Source organism: Lysinibacillus sp. LK3 (assembly GCF_001043675.1).
Lineage (GTDB): Bacteria > Bacillota > Bacilli > Bacillales_A > Planococcaceae > Lysinibacillus > Lysinibacillus capsici.
Map to the genome: position 1 here is coordinate 23,041 of NZ_LDUJ01000026.1, position 17,697 is coordinate 40,737.

Annotated in this window: 12 protein-coding genes; 9 read left to right on the forward strand and 3 right to left on the reverse strand. The window is 37.0% G+C overall.

Annotated features, from left to right (window positions below; all coding sequences use genetic code 11):
- The first annotated feature begins 14 nt into the window (after positions 1-14).
- Together VK91_RS18590 and VK91_RS18595 are read left to right on the forward strand one after the other, a co-directional pair.
- On the forward strand, positions 15-1,352 hold the full coding sequence (locus tag VK91_RS18590; protein WP_048394941.1) for an AAA family ATPase: 1,338 nt from the start codon (positions 15-17) through the stop codon (positions 1,350-1,352).
- Positions 1,345-2,076: a hypothetical protein gene (locus VK91_RS18595; protein ID WP_048394942.1), complete on the forward strand. Its 732-nt coding sequence runs from the start codon at positions 1,345-1,347 to the stop codon at positions 2,074-2,076. The genes VK91_RS18590 and VK91_RS18595 overlap by 8 nt, the downstream gene beginning before the upstream one ends.
- A 43-nt stretch (positions 2,077-2,119) precedes the next feature.
- Here VK91_RS18595 and VK91_RS18600 read toward each other — a convergent pair whose 3' ends face one another.
- Positions 2,120-7,210, reverse strand: coding sequence for a DUF4132 domain-containing protein (locus VK91_RS18600; protein ID WP_048394943.1), 5,091 nt, complete (start codon positions 7,208-7,210; stop codon positions 2,120-2,122).
- 12 nt (positions 7,211-7,222) lie between these two features.
- Positions 7,223-7,642 carry a hypothetical protein gene (locus VK91_RS18605; protein ID WP_048394944.1) on the reverse strand — a complete coding sequence of 140 codons (420 nt, stop codon included), beginning with the start codon at positions 7,640-7,642 and terminating at the stop codon, positions 7,223-7,225.
- 487 nt (positions 7,643-8,129) lie between these two features.
- On the opposite strand from VK91_RS18605, the gene VK91_RS18610 reads away from it, so the two are divergent.
- From VK91_RS18610 to VK91_RS18620, 3 genes are all read left to right on the forward strand, one after another.
- The gene (locus VK91_RS18610) at positions 8,130-9,419 is read left to right on the forward strand and encodes a glycoside hydrolase family 18 protein (RefSeq protein WP_048394945.1); all 1,290 of its coding nucleotides are present in this window, start codon (positions 8,130-8,132) and stop codon (positions 9,417-9,419) included.
- Between the two features lie 128 nt (positions 9,420-9,547).
- On the forward strand, positions 9,548-11,755 hold the full coding sequence (locus VK91_RS18615) for a YcdB/YcdC domain-containing protein (RefSeq protein ID WP_048394946.1): 2,208 nt from the start codon (positions 9,548-9,550) through the stop codon (positions 11,753-11,755).
- 96 nt (positions 11,756-11,851) lie between these two features.
- On the forward strand, positions 11,852-12,325 hold the full coding sequence (locus VK91_RS18620; RefSeq protein WP_231595732.1) for a YusW family protein: 474 nt from the start codon (positions 11,852-11,854) through the stop codon (positions 12,323-12,325).
- Between the two features lie 47 nt (positions 12,326-12,372).
- On the opposite strand, the gene VK91_RS18625 is transcribed toward VK91_RS18620, so the two are convergent.
- Positions 12,373-14,367, reverse strand: coding sequence for a catalase (locus tag VK91_RS18625; RefSeq protein ID WP_048394948.1), 1,995 nt, complete (start codon positions 14,365-14,367; stop codon positions 12,373-12,375).
- A gap of 152 nt (positions 14,368-14,519) precedes the next feature.
- Here VK91_RS18625 and VK91_RS18630 point away from each other — a divergent pair, with 152 nt between their 5' ends.
- The 4 genes from VK91_RS18630 to VK91_RS18645 all read left to right on the forward strand — a co-directional run bounded on the left by VK91_RS18630 (position 14,520) and on the right by VK91_RS18645 (position 17,282).
- Positions 14,520-14,954, forward strand: a complete 435-nt coding sequence (locus VK91_RS18630) for a MarR family winged helix-turn-helix transcriptional regulator (protein ID WP_004224400.1) — start codon at positions 14,520-14,522, stop codon at positions 14,952-14,954.
- 50 nt (positions 14,955-15,004) lie between these two features.
- Positions 15,005-15,988 carry a ring-cleaving dioxygenase gene (locus VK91_RS18635; RefSeq protein ID WP_048394949.1) on the forward strand — a complete coding sequence of 328 codons (984 nt, stop codon included), beginning with the start codon at positions 15,005-15,007 and terminating at the stop codon, positions 15,986-15,988.
- 70 nt (positions 15,989-16,058) lie between these two features.
- Entirely contained in the window at positions 16,059-16,676 is a 618-nt protein-coding gene (locus VK91_RS18640; RefSeq protein ID WP_004224402.1) for a nitroreductase family protein, read from the forward strand.
- 63 nt (positions 16,677-16,739) lie between these two features.
- Entirely contained in the window at positions 16,740-17,282 is a 543-nt protein-coding gene (locus VK91_RS18645; RefSeq protein WP_048394950.1) for an NADPH-dependent FMN reductase, read from the forward strand.
- The last annotated feature ends 415 nt before the right edge of the window (positions 17,283-17,697 follow it).

Genomic DNA, 17,697 nt, shown 5'->3' on the forward strand with positions numbered 1-17,697 from the left:
AGGATGTTTAGCACATGGCAATTATTAAGATAAAAAAAATAAACATACAAAATTTACGAAATGTACGACAGGGTGAAATTGTTCTCACAGTAAATTTTGAGACATTTCTACAAGCGAATGTTGTTGGCCTATATGGACAAAATGGCTCTGGAAAGACAACCATTGTAGATGCATTTAGTTTATTGAAGACACTTCTATCAGGATGGCTTGCTGAAGTGAAGTTGCCCTCTCAAAAGAAGCGACTTATATTGGCAGGAGAGCAAACAGCTAGCATGGATGTAGAATTTCTAGTTCAGAATCAATTCGGTACATTTTTTGTGAATTACTATGTGGAGCTACAGGAGGATCAACATCGACTATATACTACGTTGGAGCGCCTTACCTATCGAGAAAACACGAAAGGGAAGCGATCAAAGATTTTAGTGGCTGTGACGGAGAGGGATGTACAAATTCGTCAATCGAAACTGGATGATTTGAGTGAACAAGCACGAATTCAATTACTGGTTATTCAACAGTTAGCAAGAAAACAATATATATCATTTCTATTCCATAAAGATATAAAGACATTATTACAGGAACGGCTTTCTGAGCTAGAAATGCAGTTGCTACAAAATATTGCTGTTGATTTTAGTCGAGACTTACATGTTGTTAATACTCAAAATATTGCCCCACTATTTGAAGAACGGATGATGCCATTCAGTATTCATTTAGAGAAAACAAGAGGTCTTATTCCTTATGATTTAAATGGACCAGCTTTATTACCAGAGGATGCATTCTATGCATTATGTGAAGTTATTGAACAAAGTAATCAAGTGCTCTCAGCAATTATTCCTGGTCTGACGATTAAAATTAATATCATTACAAAGCAAATGATGGACAGTGGCGAGCAAGGAATTCGTTTTGAATTTTTGTCTCAGCGTGGGGAGCAGGAATTACCGCTACGAACAGAGTCAGAGGGAATTTTAAAGATCATTTCTATTCTTAGTGTATTAATTGCTGTATACAATAATCCGAATGCATGCGTGGTTATTGATGAATTAGATTCAGGTGTATTTGAATATTTGTTAGGTGAGTTGTTAACAGTGATAGATGAGGATGGAAAAGGGCAACTTATTTTTACTTCCCATAATCTACGTGTGTTAGAGGTGCTAGCTATTAAAAATTTATGGTTTACGACAACAAATGAACATCACCGTTATATGCAGCTAAAAGGTATCAAAGAAGTGAATAACGCTAGAGATGTCTATTTACGTGCTATCCAGCTTGGCGGGCAAGAGGAAGAGATATATAAGGAAACTAAAACATTTAAAATAAAGCGGGCTTTTCGTAAAGCAGGTGTTCAACATGACTAAAAAAGTACTTTTGATTATTGTGGAAGGGCAGACGGAGCAAATTATTTTAGAGGATTATTTAGATGCTCATTTTGCGAACTCCACAATACGTTTTGATGTACAACGAGAAGATATCTTAACAAAGTGGGATGCGCACAAACGAATACCGAATATTAAAAACAGTGTTGTACGAGTGATTCAAAGCTATCTTGAAAAATATAAATTTTTAGCCAATGATTTAACAGCGGTTGTTCATATTACAGATGCAGATGGATGCTTTATTGCACCAGAGTGCGTCAAGGTAGATGAGCGTATCGAGCAAAACTTATTTTATACAGAGGATGCTATTTTAGTGAAGTCGGATAAACGCAAAGAACAAATAGAACAACGCAATGATATGAAGGCTAAGAATGCTAGAATTTTGATTGCCAACGACCACTTTAGCATTAACCGTATGAAAGTACCTTATCAATTATTTTATTTTTCTACGAATTTAGAACATGTCTTATGGAATGAGCGCAATGAAATCCCAACAGAAAAAATACAAAAAGCAGATAAATTTATGGACAATCTGACATGCACGATTGAGGAATATTTAAGCACCTATCTCCCAGTTAGTTCAGAGTTGTCTTATAGGGAAAAAATAAAGAAAAGTTGGTCATTTTTAATGGAAGGCTGTCATTCATTGCATCGTGGCACGAATGTACCGCTATTGTTTGAAATGATTAAAACAGATATAAAGTAAAAACAGGTGACGAATGGAGTCACCTGTTTTTATCTAGAGTACGTTAGTGCATTTGCTCATAGCTTCGAATATGAGTTAATATAGCTGGATCTTTAATTTTTGTATCTTCACATAGTAATAAGAGCTTGGACATGATCTCAGCCGTCCGTGGATCATCATCCACCATCGGTAAGAAAATTCGTCCACGATGCTGAGATGGGACAGCAATAATTGGGATCATGGAACCGCCTATTTGATGCACCACACCACTTCCTAAATGTAAGGAGTAACTTGCTAGCTTACCTTCTATGAGGGCATGTTGCTTTTTCACTTCCACATTGTTTAGCTTCAATAATTTAGCCAATTCTTCTACGATGATACTGCGCATTTCAACAGTAGAATGACTTGCCTCAGGGTCTACACCACCAACATGAGCTACGCTGACAACAAGATCAATATCTCGCATAACCTCAGAGAATATCGCAGCTGGAATATCATCTAAAACGATATCTTTGCCTGTTAGTCGATCATAGAAGTAAACACCTTCGATTGCAGGTGCTTCAATTTCTGCTGGCGTAAACCAATCTGCCTGTGCATACAAGGATGCCACAATATTTTCCTTATAATATACTTTACGTGGTCCTGTTTCATAGCTGATTTGCCAGCCACGTGTTTTCAACAGGGCTACTGTTTGTGAAGGATTTACTTGATGCCCTGCATAGCGCAATGAATGTTTCTGTGCTTTTTCATCAGCATTGATGAGATATAACTCACGGAACACTTGCTTAAATGGCTGTTTAATGTTGTGCTCGAACATATAGGATTGCCACTGTCTCCATTGACCGCTCTCTAGAAGATGGTAAGGATGAGCAATCTTTATAGAGGACGTAGGAGCAAGGTTCACAATGTCAGCCGATAAAAGCTGTAAACCTTCTGATGTCAGCATTCCAACGTAATTATCGCTAATAAATAGTAGTTTTTGTAACAGCGGAGCTAGAATCGGATGAGCTAATAAATGAATGAGCTCCTCGACCGAAAATACTGTTTCTAATTCCATTGCTTGCTCAAGCGCTGGGCGTGCTCGTTTATATTGCTCTTGTAAGTCTTTTCGGGCTTCCTGCAAGGTTACAATATCAGCATGCTTTTTTAATGCAGCAGGAACGTTCTTTAGACGTTTACCATCCTTTTCAACAATAATAGCTACAGAGGCATCATCCTCTATTTGTAGATGGGCTGTAATTTGCTCGATTTGTTGTGCTTTAAATAAATGCTTCAGATCGTTAAAGGCAGATAACTCCATACGCCATGTGAAGCGAGTGGCTTCTCCATCCCCTGCATTGCGCGCTAAATTTTCTAGAGCGATACTTGCTGCTCGAGCCTCACTTGCGCGGCGTTGAGCACCAAATTGCTTACTTTCCTTCAAAAACTGTTGAATAAATTGATAGCGTGTCAGGGCGTCTTTGTCATCTGATTTTATGAAAGGGATAAGACCAAGTGCGCGCAGTTTATCTTTATTGCGTTTATCTTGAATTTCTTGCATTAACAGTTTTGGACTGAGCTTACCGATAGCTGTATCGGCATAAAGCTGTGCCCGACGATGGTTGGCTCCTTCTGATGCATACTTTGCAGCATCATAGACAATTTTGAAATTTTTAGCCCCAAGTGTTTGATAAGCGCTTTGGAACCAAGCTAAATCGAATGCACCATCACGGAAATCCTCAGCAGTGATGCTAGAGAAAAGGGCAATTTGATCTTTGGCATAGTCAGACAATGAATCTGTTGTGTGAGCAATAAAATACCAGGCTGATTCTTTTAGTCCATCCCAGCCAATCACTTCACTTACAAGGTCTATCCAATGCTGGTTATACATCATTGCTTCAATTAATCGTTCTTTAGAAATGTCTGTTTTCTGCCAAGCTTCTTTTAATTGCTGGGCTGTTTCTTCTTTTTTGGGGTAACAGTTAGTTAGCAATCGGGAGAATACATCCTTTTTCGTTTCTGCCTGCCAAATATATCCTCTCGCAAGCTTTTCTCCGTCAAGTGCCTGTAGAATCTGTAAGAAATAATCAATACCCTCAAAATAAGAAATGCTACTAGCAAGCTTTGTTACAGCAGTAGGCGTATCACCACGTTTTAGCTCTATGGCTAAAATACGATCAATCGCTTGTTCACGAATAGCAAAGAAATCTGTTAAATCTTCAAACGATTGTTGATAGCGTTCTTGTAACTTAGTTGGCTCATTAAATATTTCTGAAGCGAGCGTGTTGGTAAATATGGCTTCAAATAAGTGATCTTGCGTAAATAAACCAACTTTCATGGCGTCTAAATATTGGAACAAAGATAAATTGTAGACGTTTGGGCTATAGCTTGCATTTTTCATACGCTTTGTTAGCTCTTCATTAACAGCTAGCATTTTGACATATTCACCATAGGTTGAGTAATCAGACCAGCATCGATCAACGAATGACTCAACGACATCTAAATCGATAATAGTAGAAGTGGAACGATAGTAATAATAACCCTTCTCTCGAACATCAAGTTGCCACTGATCAGCAGGGATTTGTTTGAATAGCTGTAACATTATGCCTACTGCCTGTTCGAAGCGATTAAATTCGGGTGCATGCTTTTCGAGTAATGAAAGTGCTTCCTGATGTAGCGCTGTATCACCTGAGATTTTGTCGATGTCTTGGGATAGCACTGAGAAAATCTGTTGAATTGTATCGTCATATTTCAAGGAATTAAATTGCGCAACACGTACTTTTAAATCTTTGTATTGGAAGAACGGTTTAATTAGTGTATGAGCTGCTTCGGAAAGATCATGAGCAGCAGGGTATTCTGATAGATTATGGTAAAAATTAAAATAGGCTAAGTCCTCATTACTAAATAATGCTGTCTTCATCCATTGAACAATTTCTTCGGGGATAGGATAAGCATCAAGACTAGCATGTCGTTGATTATCCGATTTAGTTGCCATTACACTGTATCTTTGTCCTAATGTAGTGCTAATGGGTGTGTCATTCCATTGGTATGTTTCATATTCTAGTTCAGCATGTTGATCTAAAACCTGAATAAGCTGTTCAAGCTTAGATAATAACTTATCAACATCATATTGAAAGAATTTTTCAAAAGGTGTAGGTGCCTGTACATAAAGTGGAGCAAGCTGTTGCCAAGGCTCTACACCATTCATTTGAATGGCTCCATCAGAAATACAGCCGTATTGAATAGGGGGATGTGGCGTATACAAGCCAAAGCCATTACTTTCGTTATACTCAGGGACATCCCTTGTAATTAATTGCTCTAACAAAACTTGCTCGTTTTTAGTTACTTTTGGTAATAAGGAGCATAAAGCTGTAATTTGCTCGCTTGCTAAGTTGTGTCGCTTAGAGGCTTCTAATAGTAATTCAAGCCCTCCAAGTCTCTTTAACTGCTTACTATCTTTTAACAGCCTTTCAGCACTTTGTAACAGATTATTCTGTGCCTGAACTTTTAAGAGAGAAATAGCCTCTTTACGAAGTGCACCTGATTTATTAGCTAAAAGATCTTCAATTTTTGCTATTTCTTCTTCTGTTGGTGTTAGAGCATGTATTTTCTTTAACGCAAGAGAACGATTGATGGAACTGCGATCCCGTAATGAATTAAATAAAAATTCACGTTGACCTTCTGTGACAGGGTCAAGACAATAAATATTCAGTAGGCCGATTCTGCTAGATGGTGAGTAAGAATCTGCATGCTCAATAATCCGTTGGAATAATGCCTCGTCTTGTACATGTTGGGCTAAAATAATTTGTGTTGAAATTAAATCTTCTAATGACAAATGGACATGGACAAAGGATAGAGGTTTACCTGTAATGTTAAGTCCATCTTTCGTAATTTCATTTTTTGCCCACTCAAGCTGTTCGAATAAAAGGTATTCAATCCCTTGTAACTGTGTGTTTTCTTGCATGAAGGTTTGAAGGATTTGCGCCCATTCATTGTCTCTTGCATACTCACTATTAATATGGTGATTAGCATAAAGAAAATTGCCCCATGCAAAGGCAAACAACTCGATATCTTTTGTTGATAAGATTAAATCCTTTACAAATGGCGCTGTGAAGGAAATTTTCGATAAGTTTTTCAAAAAGGCAAGCGTTGTAAGTTGGATATGCTTGTCACGCTTTAAGAGTTTTGTTACAAGGTCATTTAACTTCGTATAGTCCTTTGTAGCAGTTGCCCATAATGCAACATAGATATCAATTGTACGTTCACTCGTTAACAGTTTTTCAACAAAGCTGTCTTCTTCGATTGCTTGGATGGCTAATGCAAGAACTTCCTCTGTTATTTTTTGATTTTCGAAACTATTATAGCCAAGTCCCATCCAAGTATCGACTGCTCGAATTACAGAGGAGAAGCGTGTTAGGCGATGTTCCTGAATAAGCTTCATCATGTTGAGTTGTGCATCAAGATTGCCATGGTCAATATTTTCTACTATTGCCTGTCGTAAACCTTCTTGTCGTGCAGCTGCTAATAAGAGTTTGCCAAGTGCATCATGCATCCGATGATTACTTGATTTAAAAATACCTCGAATGAATGGATGGCCGAAAAAGCTACTTTGATGTTCATCAAATAAAATACCCTCTACTGCTTCTTCAATTGACGGGTTTTCTAATGATAGTTCTTCAGCAAGCAACTGCTCAAAGACATTAAAACCCATTACTTTTGTATTTTCATTCTTTAAGACATAGGAGCTATAGTTTGGATAGGTTCCATGCTCATATTGACGATGATTCGTTAACAACTCCTGCAAAGTAATTTCCTCAAATGTCAGCATTTCTTCCATTAATTGTAAACATTGAAACAGATGGTCTTGCACTGGTTGAGAAGAACGAAAAGATCGACGTAAAACACCTCTTTGGAACATTGTAGCATCAAAGCGTAATGCTAGTTTCTTGATCTTAAGTGCACGTTCTTGTGAAGAAAACATGGTAAGCACTTCAAATAATGGTCCACTAAATAGTTCTTCAAGTGATGAATATTGCTGAGCAGCTATAAGCGTTTCAATGTCATAATCTCTATTGTCCATGTATTTTAACAATGCAGCTGCTAAAGGCTGTATTGCTATAGGTGCAGAATCAACTATACTTTGAAAATGTATTTTTTGTTCATGTGAAAGTGTCATATAAATCCCTCCTTACCAAATTCGTCCTGCAAGCATAGTAAGTTTAATAAATGTAAAGACATCGTCTTCCTGTATGTTTAATGGTGTAGAAAGAGAATCTAAAGATTCTTCATTATGAAGGACTAAAAACAGCTCGTCCTGAAAGGCTTGAAGCATTGTGGAAATAGCTTGATCCACTGACTGTACAGTATCCTTTTTCTTTTCTCCAAAATGTACTTTGCCATATTGAGCAGCTTCTTCTAGTTGCTGATCCGATAAATAAACATGAAGTGGTGTATCTACCATTTTCTCATTAAATTGTTGAACCTGCTGTGTAACAAGCTGAACAAGTAAATCTTGTAACGTTATGACAGGCTCTTCAATTGAAAATGAAATTTTTTCAAGTTTACGAGACTTCTTACCGATTACTTTTTGCTGGTAAAATAAACGCAATCTAACACCTCCTTACAATAATTTCATTATACAAGAGTGAGAACAGGGAAAAGAATAAGGCATATGACGCTAGTTGCGTAAAAAAATTTGGGAAAAGTGTTATCAAAAGTAGCCTGCTACAACTGATTTGTAGGGTAGAAAGTGGGTAAAAATTTACTGAAGATTATGCGGAAAGTAGAACATTTGTACGATTATTGTTATCAAGATAAGTATCATTTTGCGTTTTTTTATTCTAATAACGGTGAAGAAGCAGAATATATTACTCAGGTAACTTTTTAGACATACGTATTTAAAAGAACATTCTTTCATGAAATCTCGTAAACGAAGATTATTCTCATTAGTATTAAATAGGTGACATAATATAGCATACTATTTATTTGCTTTGAATAGTGGTGTACTTTTGTGGAGTTGTTAAGAGACATCTTTTCATCTCTGATTTCATAAGCTTTATAGGTATGATTTTATAAAGCTAGAAGGAGGCAAAATCATTCAAATACACGTTGTACGGGCTGGCGAGTCTTTATGGGGAATTGCACAGGCGTATGGGGCTACGGTTCAGAGCATTATAGATGCCAATCAAATTCCAGAGCCAAATCGTTTAGTTGTGGGGCAAGCTCTTGTAATCCCGATTGTCGGAAGCTTTTATTATGTACAGCCAGGTGATAGCCTATGGTCAATTGGCCAACGTTTCGGTATTAATTATGTAACACTTGCACAAGTAAATGGCATTAATCCAAATCAACCATTAGCAGTTGGAACGAGATTATATATCCCACAGCCACCAAAAACAAGGGCAGAAACATTAGCCTATTTAGAGCCGAGAGGAACATCAGTTAGTGAAGCACTCTTGAATCAAGCGAGGGAAGCGGGTCCTAATTTAACATATTTAGCTTTATTTAGCTATGAGGCTAGGCGTGATGGTACTTTACAGAGGCCACCAAGCCAAGGTGTGACACAAATTGCAAATGATACGGGAGCATCAATGGCAATGGTTATTTCTAATTTGGAGAATTTTAGTTTTAGTGGTGAATTAGCGAGAGATATTTTTCAAAGTACAGCTGTTCAAGATTTATTATTTGATAATATTCTTGCAGAAGCAAAGCGACTTGGGGATGTTAAAGATATCCACTTTGACTTCGAAAATTTGCCAGCAGATCAACGACAAGCCTATAACAATTTTTTAAGAAGAGCTGTAGAAAAATTTCACGCTCAAGGATATACAGTGTCTACAGCATTAGCTCCTAAAACAAGTGATAGTGAACGAGGACCATGGACAGCGGCACATGATTATAGAGCACATGGGGAAATCGTGGACTTTGTTTTACTCATGACTTATGAATGGGGATATTCAGCTGGCCCACCAATGGCCGTTTCACCTCTCCCAGAGGTAGAAGCAGTTGTAAAATATGCGGTGAGTGAAATACCTGCAAGCAAAATTATGTTAGGGCAAAATTTATATGGCTACGATTGGACGTTACCTTTTGTTCAGGGGGGACCGTATGCAGAAGCGCTTAGTCCACAGCGAGCCATTGAAATTGCTAAACGTTATAATGCAGCAATTCAGTATGATTGGAGAGCCCAAGCACCATTTTTTGAATACTATGATGAGCAAGGTAGGGCGCATATGGTGTGGTTTGAAGATGCTAGATCTATTCAAGCTAAATTCAATCTCATTAAACAATATAACCTTCGTGGTATTGGTTATTGGAAATTAGGACTACCATTCCCTCAGAACTGGGTGTTAATTGGTGCCAATTTTGATGTGGTAAAGAAATGAGAAAATGAAGAAAAAAGGACGGATTGCCCAATGTATTTTCTTCGAAGAGGAAATTATCTGTAAAATTCATTTCTAATTATGGGTAAATATATTATAATTATGGTAAATAGTATTTTAGGAGGTATATTTTGGGTAAATTTAAAAAGTTAGGTATTATTTTAACCACTACTGCATTTTCTGTTGGTATTCTAGCACCCGTTTCACAAGCTTCTGCAAATGTGAAAGAACCTTCCGAGCGTATTGCAATACAGTTGGCTGCCTCAGAGACGAAAGTGACAAAAGGTATGCTAATTAACAAATTACGTGCACTATTCCCTAAAGAGTTCAAATTTGTAGCTGATAATGAGTTTAATTCTGGAGGCGGTCATTTCTTTAGAGATGATACAACGGTCCGTTATGATTTAAACTTCCATAAAACGGTAAATGGTAAAGATGTATATGGTGGTTTTACATTTAAAGGTGAAGATTTAGAGTTAGAACATTTCTATTATCAGCCAGCTAATATCGCTGAAGCAGTATATCCCGCAAAATATTCAGAGACTGAAGCAAAAAAAATTGCAGATGACTTCCTAAGAAAATTTGCGAAAATAGAGAACTATAAACTCCGTGAAGATGGCTTCGGTTATTACAATGTCATTAATCGTCCATTATCACAACCAATTACCTACTCATTTGTTTATTCGCCAACCTATAATGGAGTGCTTATTGGCGATCAAAGTATCACTATAGATGTTCTTGCTAATGGTCAAATAACAGGAATGTATAAAAATACAGAATCAATTGGTAAAGCAACCTTTGATAGCTCAAGCCAGAAAAAAAATGAGGAAGAAATTGTTGCACAAGTACGTGATAACTTAGCAGTTGAACTTCGTTATTACGTTGACTATTTTAGCGATCAACGTAATGTGAAGCTTGTCTATATGCCAGCAACAGGATTTAATGGTGTACATGCTTTAACAGGTCAATGGCAAACAACGAATGGCTTCTCTACACAAGTTCCAAAGACGAAAAGCGCTGAGAAAATATCCTCACAGCAATTACCACCAAGAAAAAGCGGTATGACAGTAGCAGAGGTTGAGGAATTCGCTAAAAATTTATTAAAAGTTGATGAAGACAAGGCAAAGCTCACTATTGATATGGTTGACGAAAGAGAAAATGACAATGGTGAAACAGTTTATACAGTAAATTACATGTATATGTACAATAATGGCGGGTCTGGTACCTCTTTAGAAATTAATAAGGCAACAGGCGATATCGTGCAGTATCACGATATTATGAGAGATTTTATCAACACTGACAAAACAACTACCCTCTCTAAGGATGCGGCATTAGCAAAGGCGATTGAATACTTAAAGCAATGGGCTCCATCCTATTTACATGAGTATTCGATGCCAATTGATGATCCTGTATATGATGATTATAGTAAAGATTATTACTTCTCCTTCCCACGCATCGTAAACGGGATTGCGGTTGTTGGAGATGAAATAAACGTAGGTATTGGCTCTGATGGATCATTACGTTCTTTGAATGTTAATAAACAAAGGATTAATAACTGGCCTTCTCTTAGTCAGGTAATCTCTGCTGATAAAGCAAAAGAAGCATATAGTAAGGCCCTTACATTACAGTTACAATATATAAAACAAGATACTGAAGGTAAACAACATTATGATCTAGTCTATGCTCCAACTTACAACGGTAGCTTAGTTAATCAGATTGATGCAATTACTGGTGAATGGTTGTATGAGGTAGATGACTCAAAAGAAAAACCATCTATTTCACACCCAACAGCAGCCAATGAATTAAATTATCTTTTACATCAAAATGTATTAGAGGTAAAAGATATAGCAAACTTTAATGCTGATGCTGCTGTGACAAAGGGAGAAGCATTAAAGATTCTACTAAAATCTTTAACATATGGCCATTTTGGTAGTGGCGATGGTGAAAAGCAAACCTTCAGCAATATCGATAAAAACCATCCATTATATGGAGTGGTTGAACAAGCTGTAAGAATGGGAATTTTACAGCCAGCAAACCAATTCGCTTTGGATGAAACATTGACTCGTCAAGAGCTAGCAGTATGGGCTGTTAAAGCAATGCAATTGGAGAATGTTGCAAAGTATAAGGATATTTACAAATTAAACTTTGCGGATGCAGCTTCTATTGATCCAGCGTATACAGGCTATATAGCAATAGCAAATGGGATGGGGCTGATTGATACACAGCAAAATAACTTTAATGCTACCAAGAGTGTGTCATATGCCGATTTGGCTGTTTCAACAGTTCGTTTAGCAAAAGCTATTCAAGAAAATAAAGTGGATCGTAACTTCTATTATTAAGTCGCATTCCATGAAAAGGGTATCTCCTTATTTGTAGGAGATGCCCTTTTTAGGTTAGTTTGTAGAAGAATGGGGAAATAATATGTAAAAAAAGGAGTGAATAAATTGAAATTGAAATTTATTTTAGTGATTTCTTTAATGACTGTTATTCTTTACGGCTGTAATAAGGATGAGGTAAAAGATGTGCCTGCAAATGCTCCAGCAGATCAGAATGCTACTCAACAGACGGGTGAGACGCCAACTGACCAAGTGACATTTAATTTTTTAGAGTTTTCTTTAGATGTTGATTACTCTGCAACGGAGTCTTATGAGGTAGAATATGAGGATAAAAAAACAGGAATAGAAGCAAAATTAGAAGATGATCGAAAAAATGAAAAACTGCAGGGCGATGAAGCTTATACTAAATTAGAGCCGTTATTTAAGCAGTTGAATTTTGATTCTACAACATCTAATGATGAAGTGATTGATCAAGTAATCAAAGTATTCAATATTGAAGATAACTATCAATCCATTGAAGTGGATGTCGAATTTGTAGACGGCAATGAAAAGGAATTTAAACGAATTAAATAATAAAAACAAGCCAGCTAGCTGATTTAATCAGTTAGCTGGCTTTACATTCATTTACATTCTCGTACCCAATGTCGATGTTTAGCAAGGGCATGAACAAAAGATTTTGGATCGGTTGCAACCCCATGTTTATTGGCTATATGCTGTAAAAATAAAACATTTTCCGTATAACCTATTGTTTTACAGTGCTGATAGGCTTGTTCAATAAACTGTTCTGCTTTTGCTTGTTCATAGGAATTCTGAAAGGCTCCTGTAACATAAACCCCATCATAAAGAACTGAGGAGGTAGTAGCAAATGTTTCGTGAATTTCATAACCGCTTACTATGCCTTGTTTATTACTTACTAGTTCAACTACGATATCTTCACTTAAAAATGTAGCAATAAGTTCATTTAATTTTTCACTACTATTTTCTGTAACAATTACAGCTACTTTATTAGATTTGACACTTTCCTTTGCATTGATTACTTGGCTAACAGCAGGAGAAGTTTGTTGAATATGTGGTACTTCCACTTCTACAGGTGGAACTATACCAATACGCTCAGCGATAGCTGAAGCAAGTGAGTAACTGACATGAGCATACATGTCTACAACTTGTTTTCGAATCGCTTTATTTTTTACTTTGCCAAGTTCAAAGCTAAAGGCATCGATAATATGCTTTTTCTCAATATCTGTCATACTAAGCCAGAATAATCTTGCTTGAGAAAAATGGTCTTTGAAGCTCTCACTACGTGCACGTACTTTATGCCCTTCAACTTTTTCTTCATAATGCTTATATCCACCATCTGCTTCAGAAACAGGATGTGGTGTATTATTGGCTAAGGAATTTTTATGGTAGCTAACTTGTCCCACATTAATGGTTTGTCGGCCATAGCCATCTCGTTGGTTATTATGAAATGGACAAATTGGTTTATTAATAGGAAGCTCATGGAAATTAGGTCCTCCCAGTCGTATTAACTGTGTATCGGTGTAGGAGAATAAACGACCTTGTAATAAAGGATCATTTGAAAAATCAATGCCAGGCACAACATGCCCGACATGGAATGCGGCTTGTTCCGTTTCTGCAAAAAAATTATCCACATTTTTATTCAAGGTCATTTTCCCAAGAATGCGTACTGGAATTTCTTCTTCAGGCCATATTTTCGTGGCATCAAGAATATCGAAGCTAAATTTGAATTCATCTTCAACGGGAATAAGTTGCACACCAAGCTCCCACTCTGGGAAATACCCACGTTCAATGGATTCCCATAAATCTCTGCGGTGAAAATCGGGATCTTTTCCAGCAATAATTTGTGCTTCATCCCATACTAATGATTTTACCCCAAGTACAGGTTTCCAATGAAATTTAACAAAGTGGGCTTTTCCTTCGGCATTGATAAAGCGATAAGTATTAACTCCGAAGCCCTCCATCATTCGATAGCTTCGTGGAATCGATCTATCTGACATATGCCACATAACCATATGAGCAGACTCCTGATTATTTGCAATGAAATCCCAAAAAGTATCATGGGCACTTTGTGCTTGTGGTATTTCGTTATTTGGTTCGGGCTTTACAGCGTGTACAAAATCGGGGAATTTAATAGCATCTTGAATAAAAAATACTGGTATGTTATTTCCAACTAAATCATAATTGCCCTCTTGTGTATAAAACTTAGTAGCAAAGCCGCGTGCATCACGAACAGTATCTGCAGAGCCTTTAGACCCGGCAACGGTAGAGAAGCGGACAAAAACAGGGGTTTTAGTGCCTTTTCCATTTAAAAATTGAGCCTTTGTAATATCACTTGCGCATTCATAAGTTTCAAAAATTCCATGAGCGGCTGAGCCACGTGCGTGTACTACTCGTTCAGGAATTCGTTCATGGTCAAAGTGAGTCATTTTTTCACGGAAATGAAAATCCTCTAGTAAAGTGGGTCCTCGCTCACCTGCTTTTAGTGAATGTTCATCTTCCGATATTTTTAATCCTTGATTGGTTGTGAGAGGTTGATCTTTATCACTTACTCGGAATGCTTCTAGCTGTTGTTGTTTTTGATTGACATCTTTTTTCATTTAGAATCCTCCTTTATAAGTTACAACTACCTTCTACCCGAACGAAAAGATGACAAACATAAAGAAACAAATTGTTTGCTGTTTAAAAATGTATATGTTATTATTATCTCGAATTAGAGATAATTAAATTCGAAGTAAAAAGAGGGAGTCGTATGAAGCAAAACAATCGTAACTTAAAAGCATTTACGGTCTTGTTCCGAGCATATCAAACGATTCAAGATGCAACTAGAAGAGATTTACTTCAATTCGATTTAAATCAAACTGAATTTTCGGTTCTTGAATTTTTGTATCACCATGGAGAACAACCAGTTCAAATGATTGGTAAAAAAATATTAATTGCAAGCAGTAGTATTACTTATGTGATTGATAAGCTCGAGCAAAAGGGCTATGTGTACCGTAAGGCATGTCCAAGAGATCGTCGTGTTACGTACGTATTACTAACGCTTGAGGGACAGGTTTTGATGGAGGAAATATTCCCTAAGCATGAACAGAAAATAAATGAGATATTTGAAGTATTGGAAGCCCAGGAGCTGGACAACATGATTTTATCACTTAAAAAAGTTGGCAAGAACGCCACTAACCAATAAAAAAATTTAAATATATATCTCGATATCGAGATATATAGGAGGAGCATACTATGAATCATTTAAAAGGTGTACACCATGTAACGGCTATCACAAGTAGTGCTGAAGAAAATTATAAATTCTTTACCTATGTTTTAGGAATGCGCTTAATAAAGAAAACAGTGAATCAGGATGACATTCAAACATACCATTTATTCTTTGCAGATGATAAGGGTAGTGCGGGTACAGATATGACGTTCTTTGATTTCCCTAATATCCCAAAAGGTGTACATGGTACAAATGAAATTTCAAAGACTTCTTTCCGTGTACCAACGGATGCTGCTTTAGATTATTGGATAAAGCGCTTTGACCGTTTAAATGTGAAGCATACAGGTATGAAAGAACAGTTTGGTAAGAAAACACTATCTTTCGTAGATTTTGATGATCAGCACTATCAGTTAATTTCTGATGAGCACAATACAGGTGTGGCGGCAGGTACGCCTTGGCAGAATGGCCCCATCCCACTTGAGTATGCCATTACAGGTTTAGGACCAGTTTTTGTCCGTGTCGCTAATTTTAAATACTTTAAGGATGTTTTAGAAAAGGTAATGCTTTTTACAGAGATTGCAGATGAAGGGGACTTCCATTTATTTGAAGTAGGCGAGGGAGGAAATGGCGCCCAGATTATTGTCGAGCACAACACAGTGTTACCCGTTGCTCGTCAAGGTTTTGGTACTGTTCACCATGCTGCCTTTCGTGTAGAGGATCGTTCGGTATTAGATGAATGGACTGCACGTTTCGAAAGTTTTGGTTTCCACACTTCTGGCTATGTAAATCGTCATTTCTTTGAATCATTGTATGCACGAGTAGCTCCGCAGATTTTATTTGAATTGGCTACAGATGGTCCAGGATTTATGGGCGATGAACCATATGAAACATTAGGAGAAAAACTGTCATTACCACCATTTTTAGAACCAAAACGTGAACAGATTGAAAGTCTTGTTCGTCCGATTGACACTGTAAGAAGTTCCATTATGTTCGATAAAGAATATGAGTAACACAATTTCATCCAGTTGGGAAAGCAAAGCCCCACTGGATGTATACATAACTGTATTGGGGGATAAAAAAATGGAATTTTCCAAGCTGATTGATAAGCGTCGCTCTGCTAATAATTTTATCAAGGACGTTAAAATGACTGAAGAAGATATACGCCCTATTTTGGAGGATGTTAAGCTTGCCCCTTCAGCATTTAACTTACAGCATGCTAATTATATTGTTGTGCTGGATGAGGATATGAAAGAAAAGGTGAGAGAGGCAGCATATGGTCAATATAAAGTACATTCAGCTTCAGGTGTAATTCTTGTACTAGGTGACAAGGAAGCATATAAAAATACTGCTGAGTTAAGTCAGGGCATGGTGGATTTAGGCATAATTACAGCGGGTGAACTAGAGGATATTGTAGCAGAGAATACAAGATTTTATGAGGATCGCGGTGAAGGATTCATGAAAGATGAAGCCATTCGTAATGCTTCTCTGTCTGCAATGTTATTCATGCTAGCTGCGAAAAATCGTGGTTGGGACACTTGCCCAATGATTGGCTTTGATAATCAGAAAATGCGTGAGCTTTTCAATGTGCCAGAAACACATGAAATAGCCTTAATGATTACTATTGGGAAAGAAAAAGAAAGCAGTCGTCGATTACGTGGGTATCGCAAGCCAGTTGAAGAATTTGCCATTTATTATTGAAATGGTATAAAATACAATAGCTATACAAATACTATGAATAATGTACATTTAGGAGGAAACATCATGAAAGTAGTAGCAATCGTAGGTAGTATCCGTAAAGAATCTTATAATATGCAATTAGCTCAATTTATTCAAAAACGTTATACAGAAAAGTTAGATCTTGAAGTATTAAGCTTAAAGGACCTACCAATGTATAATCAAGATATTGAAAATGAGGCTCCACAAGCAGTTCTTGATTTTAAAGCAAAAGTAAAAGCTGCAGACGCTGTACTTTGGGTTACACCTGAATATAATGGTACAGTTCCTGGGGTTATGGTAAATGCTATTGATTGGCTATCTCGTGTAGATAAAGTAATGATTGGCAAACCATCTATCATTATGGGTGCATCAATGGGGAACTTAGGTACTGTAAAAGCACAATTACATTTACGTGATATTTTATTCTCTCCAGGCATTAACTCACCATTACTTAGCGGTAATGACGTTTATATTGGTGCTGTTCACACTAAATTTGATGAAGAAGGCAATTTAACTGATGAAGGTACAGTGAAATTCCTTGACGTAGTTATTGATAATTTCTTAAGTTGGGCAAAAAAATACGTTTAATTAAAATATAACCCATAAGTATACAATATACTTATGGGTTATATTGTTGAAAAAAAGAGGATGTCACTAGCAAAAAAAGCTCTTTTGTTAAGGCGAATGGTTGATTTCGGTTCCGCTAGCGTCCGATGCCGCTTCCCTCAATTCCGTTCGCTCTAGGGTCTACTCTGTGACGCTAGCTCCTCTCCCATCAACCATACATCAAGAGATTATTTTTCATATTAGCAGTAACGGATAAAATAGCCCATTAGAGAAAGGATAGGCACTTGGAGAAGTGATTAGTTACCCATAAAATCTTTGCTAAGATGGTAATTCTTGTGAAGCGGCAAGCCTTTTTCATACAAATTCTAATGAATGTTCAATACTATGACCCATAGGTATACAATATACTTATGGGCATTTTTTGTTTGGAAAGATG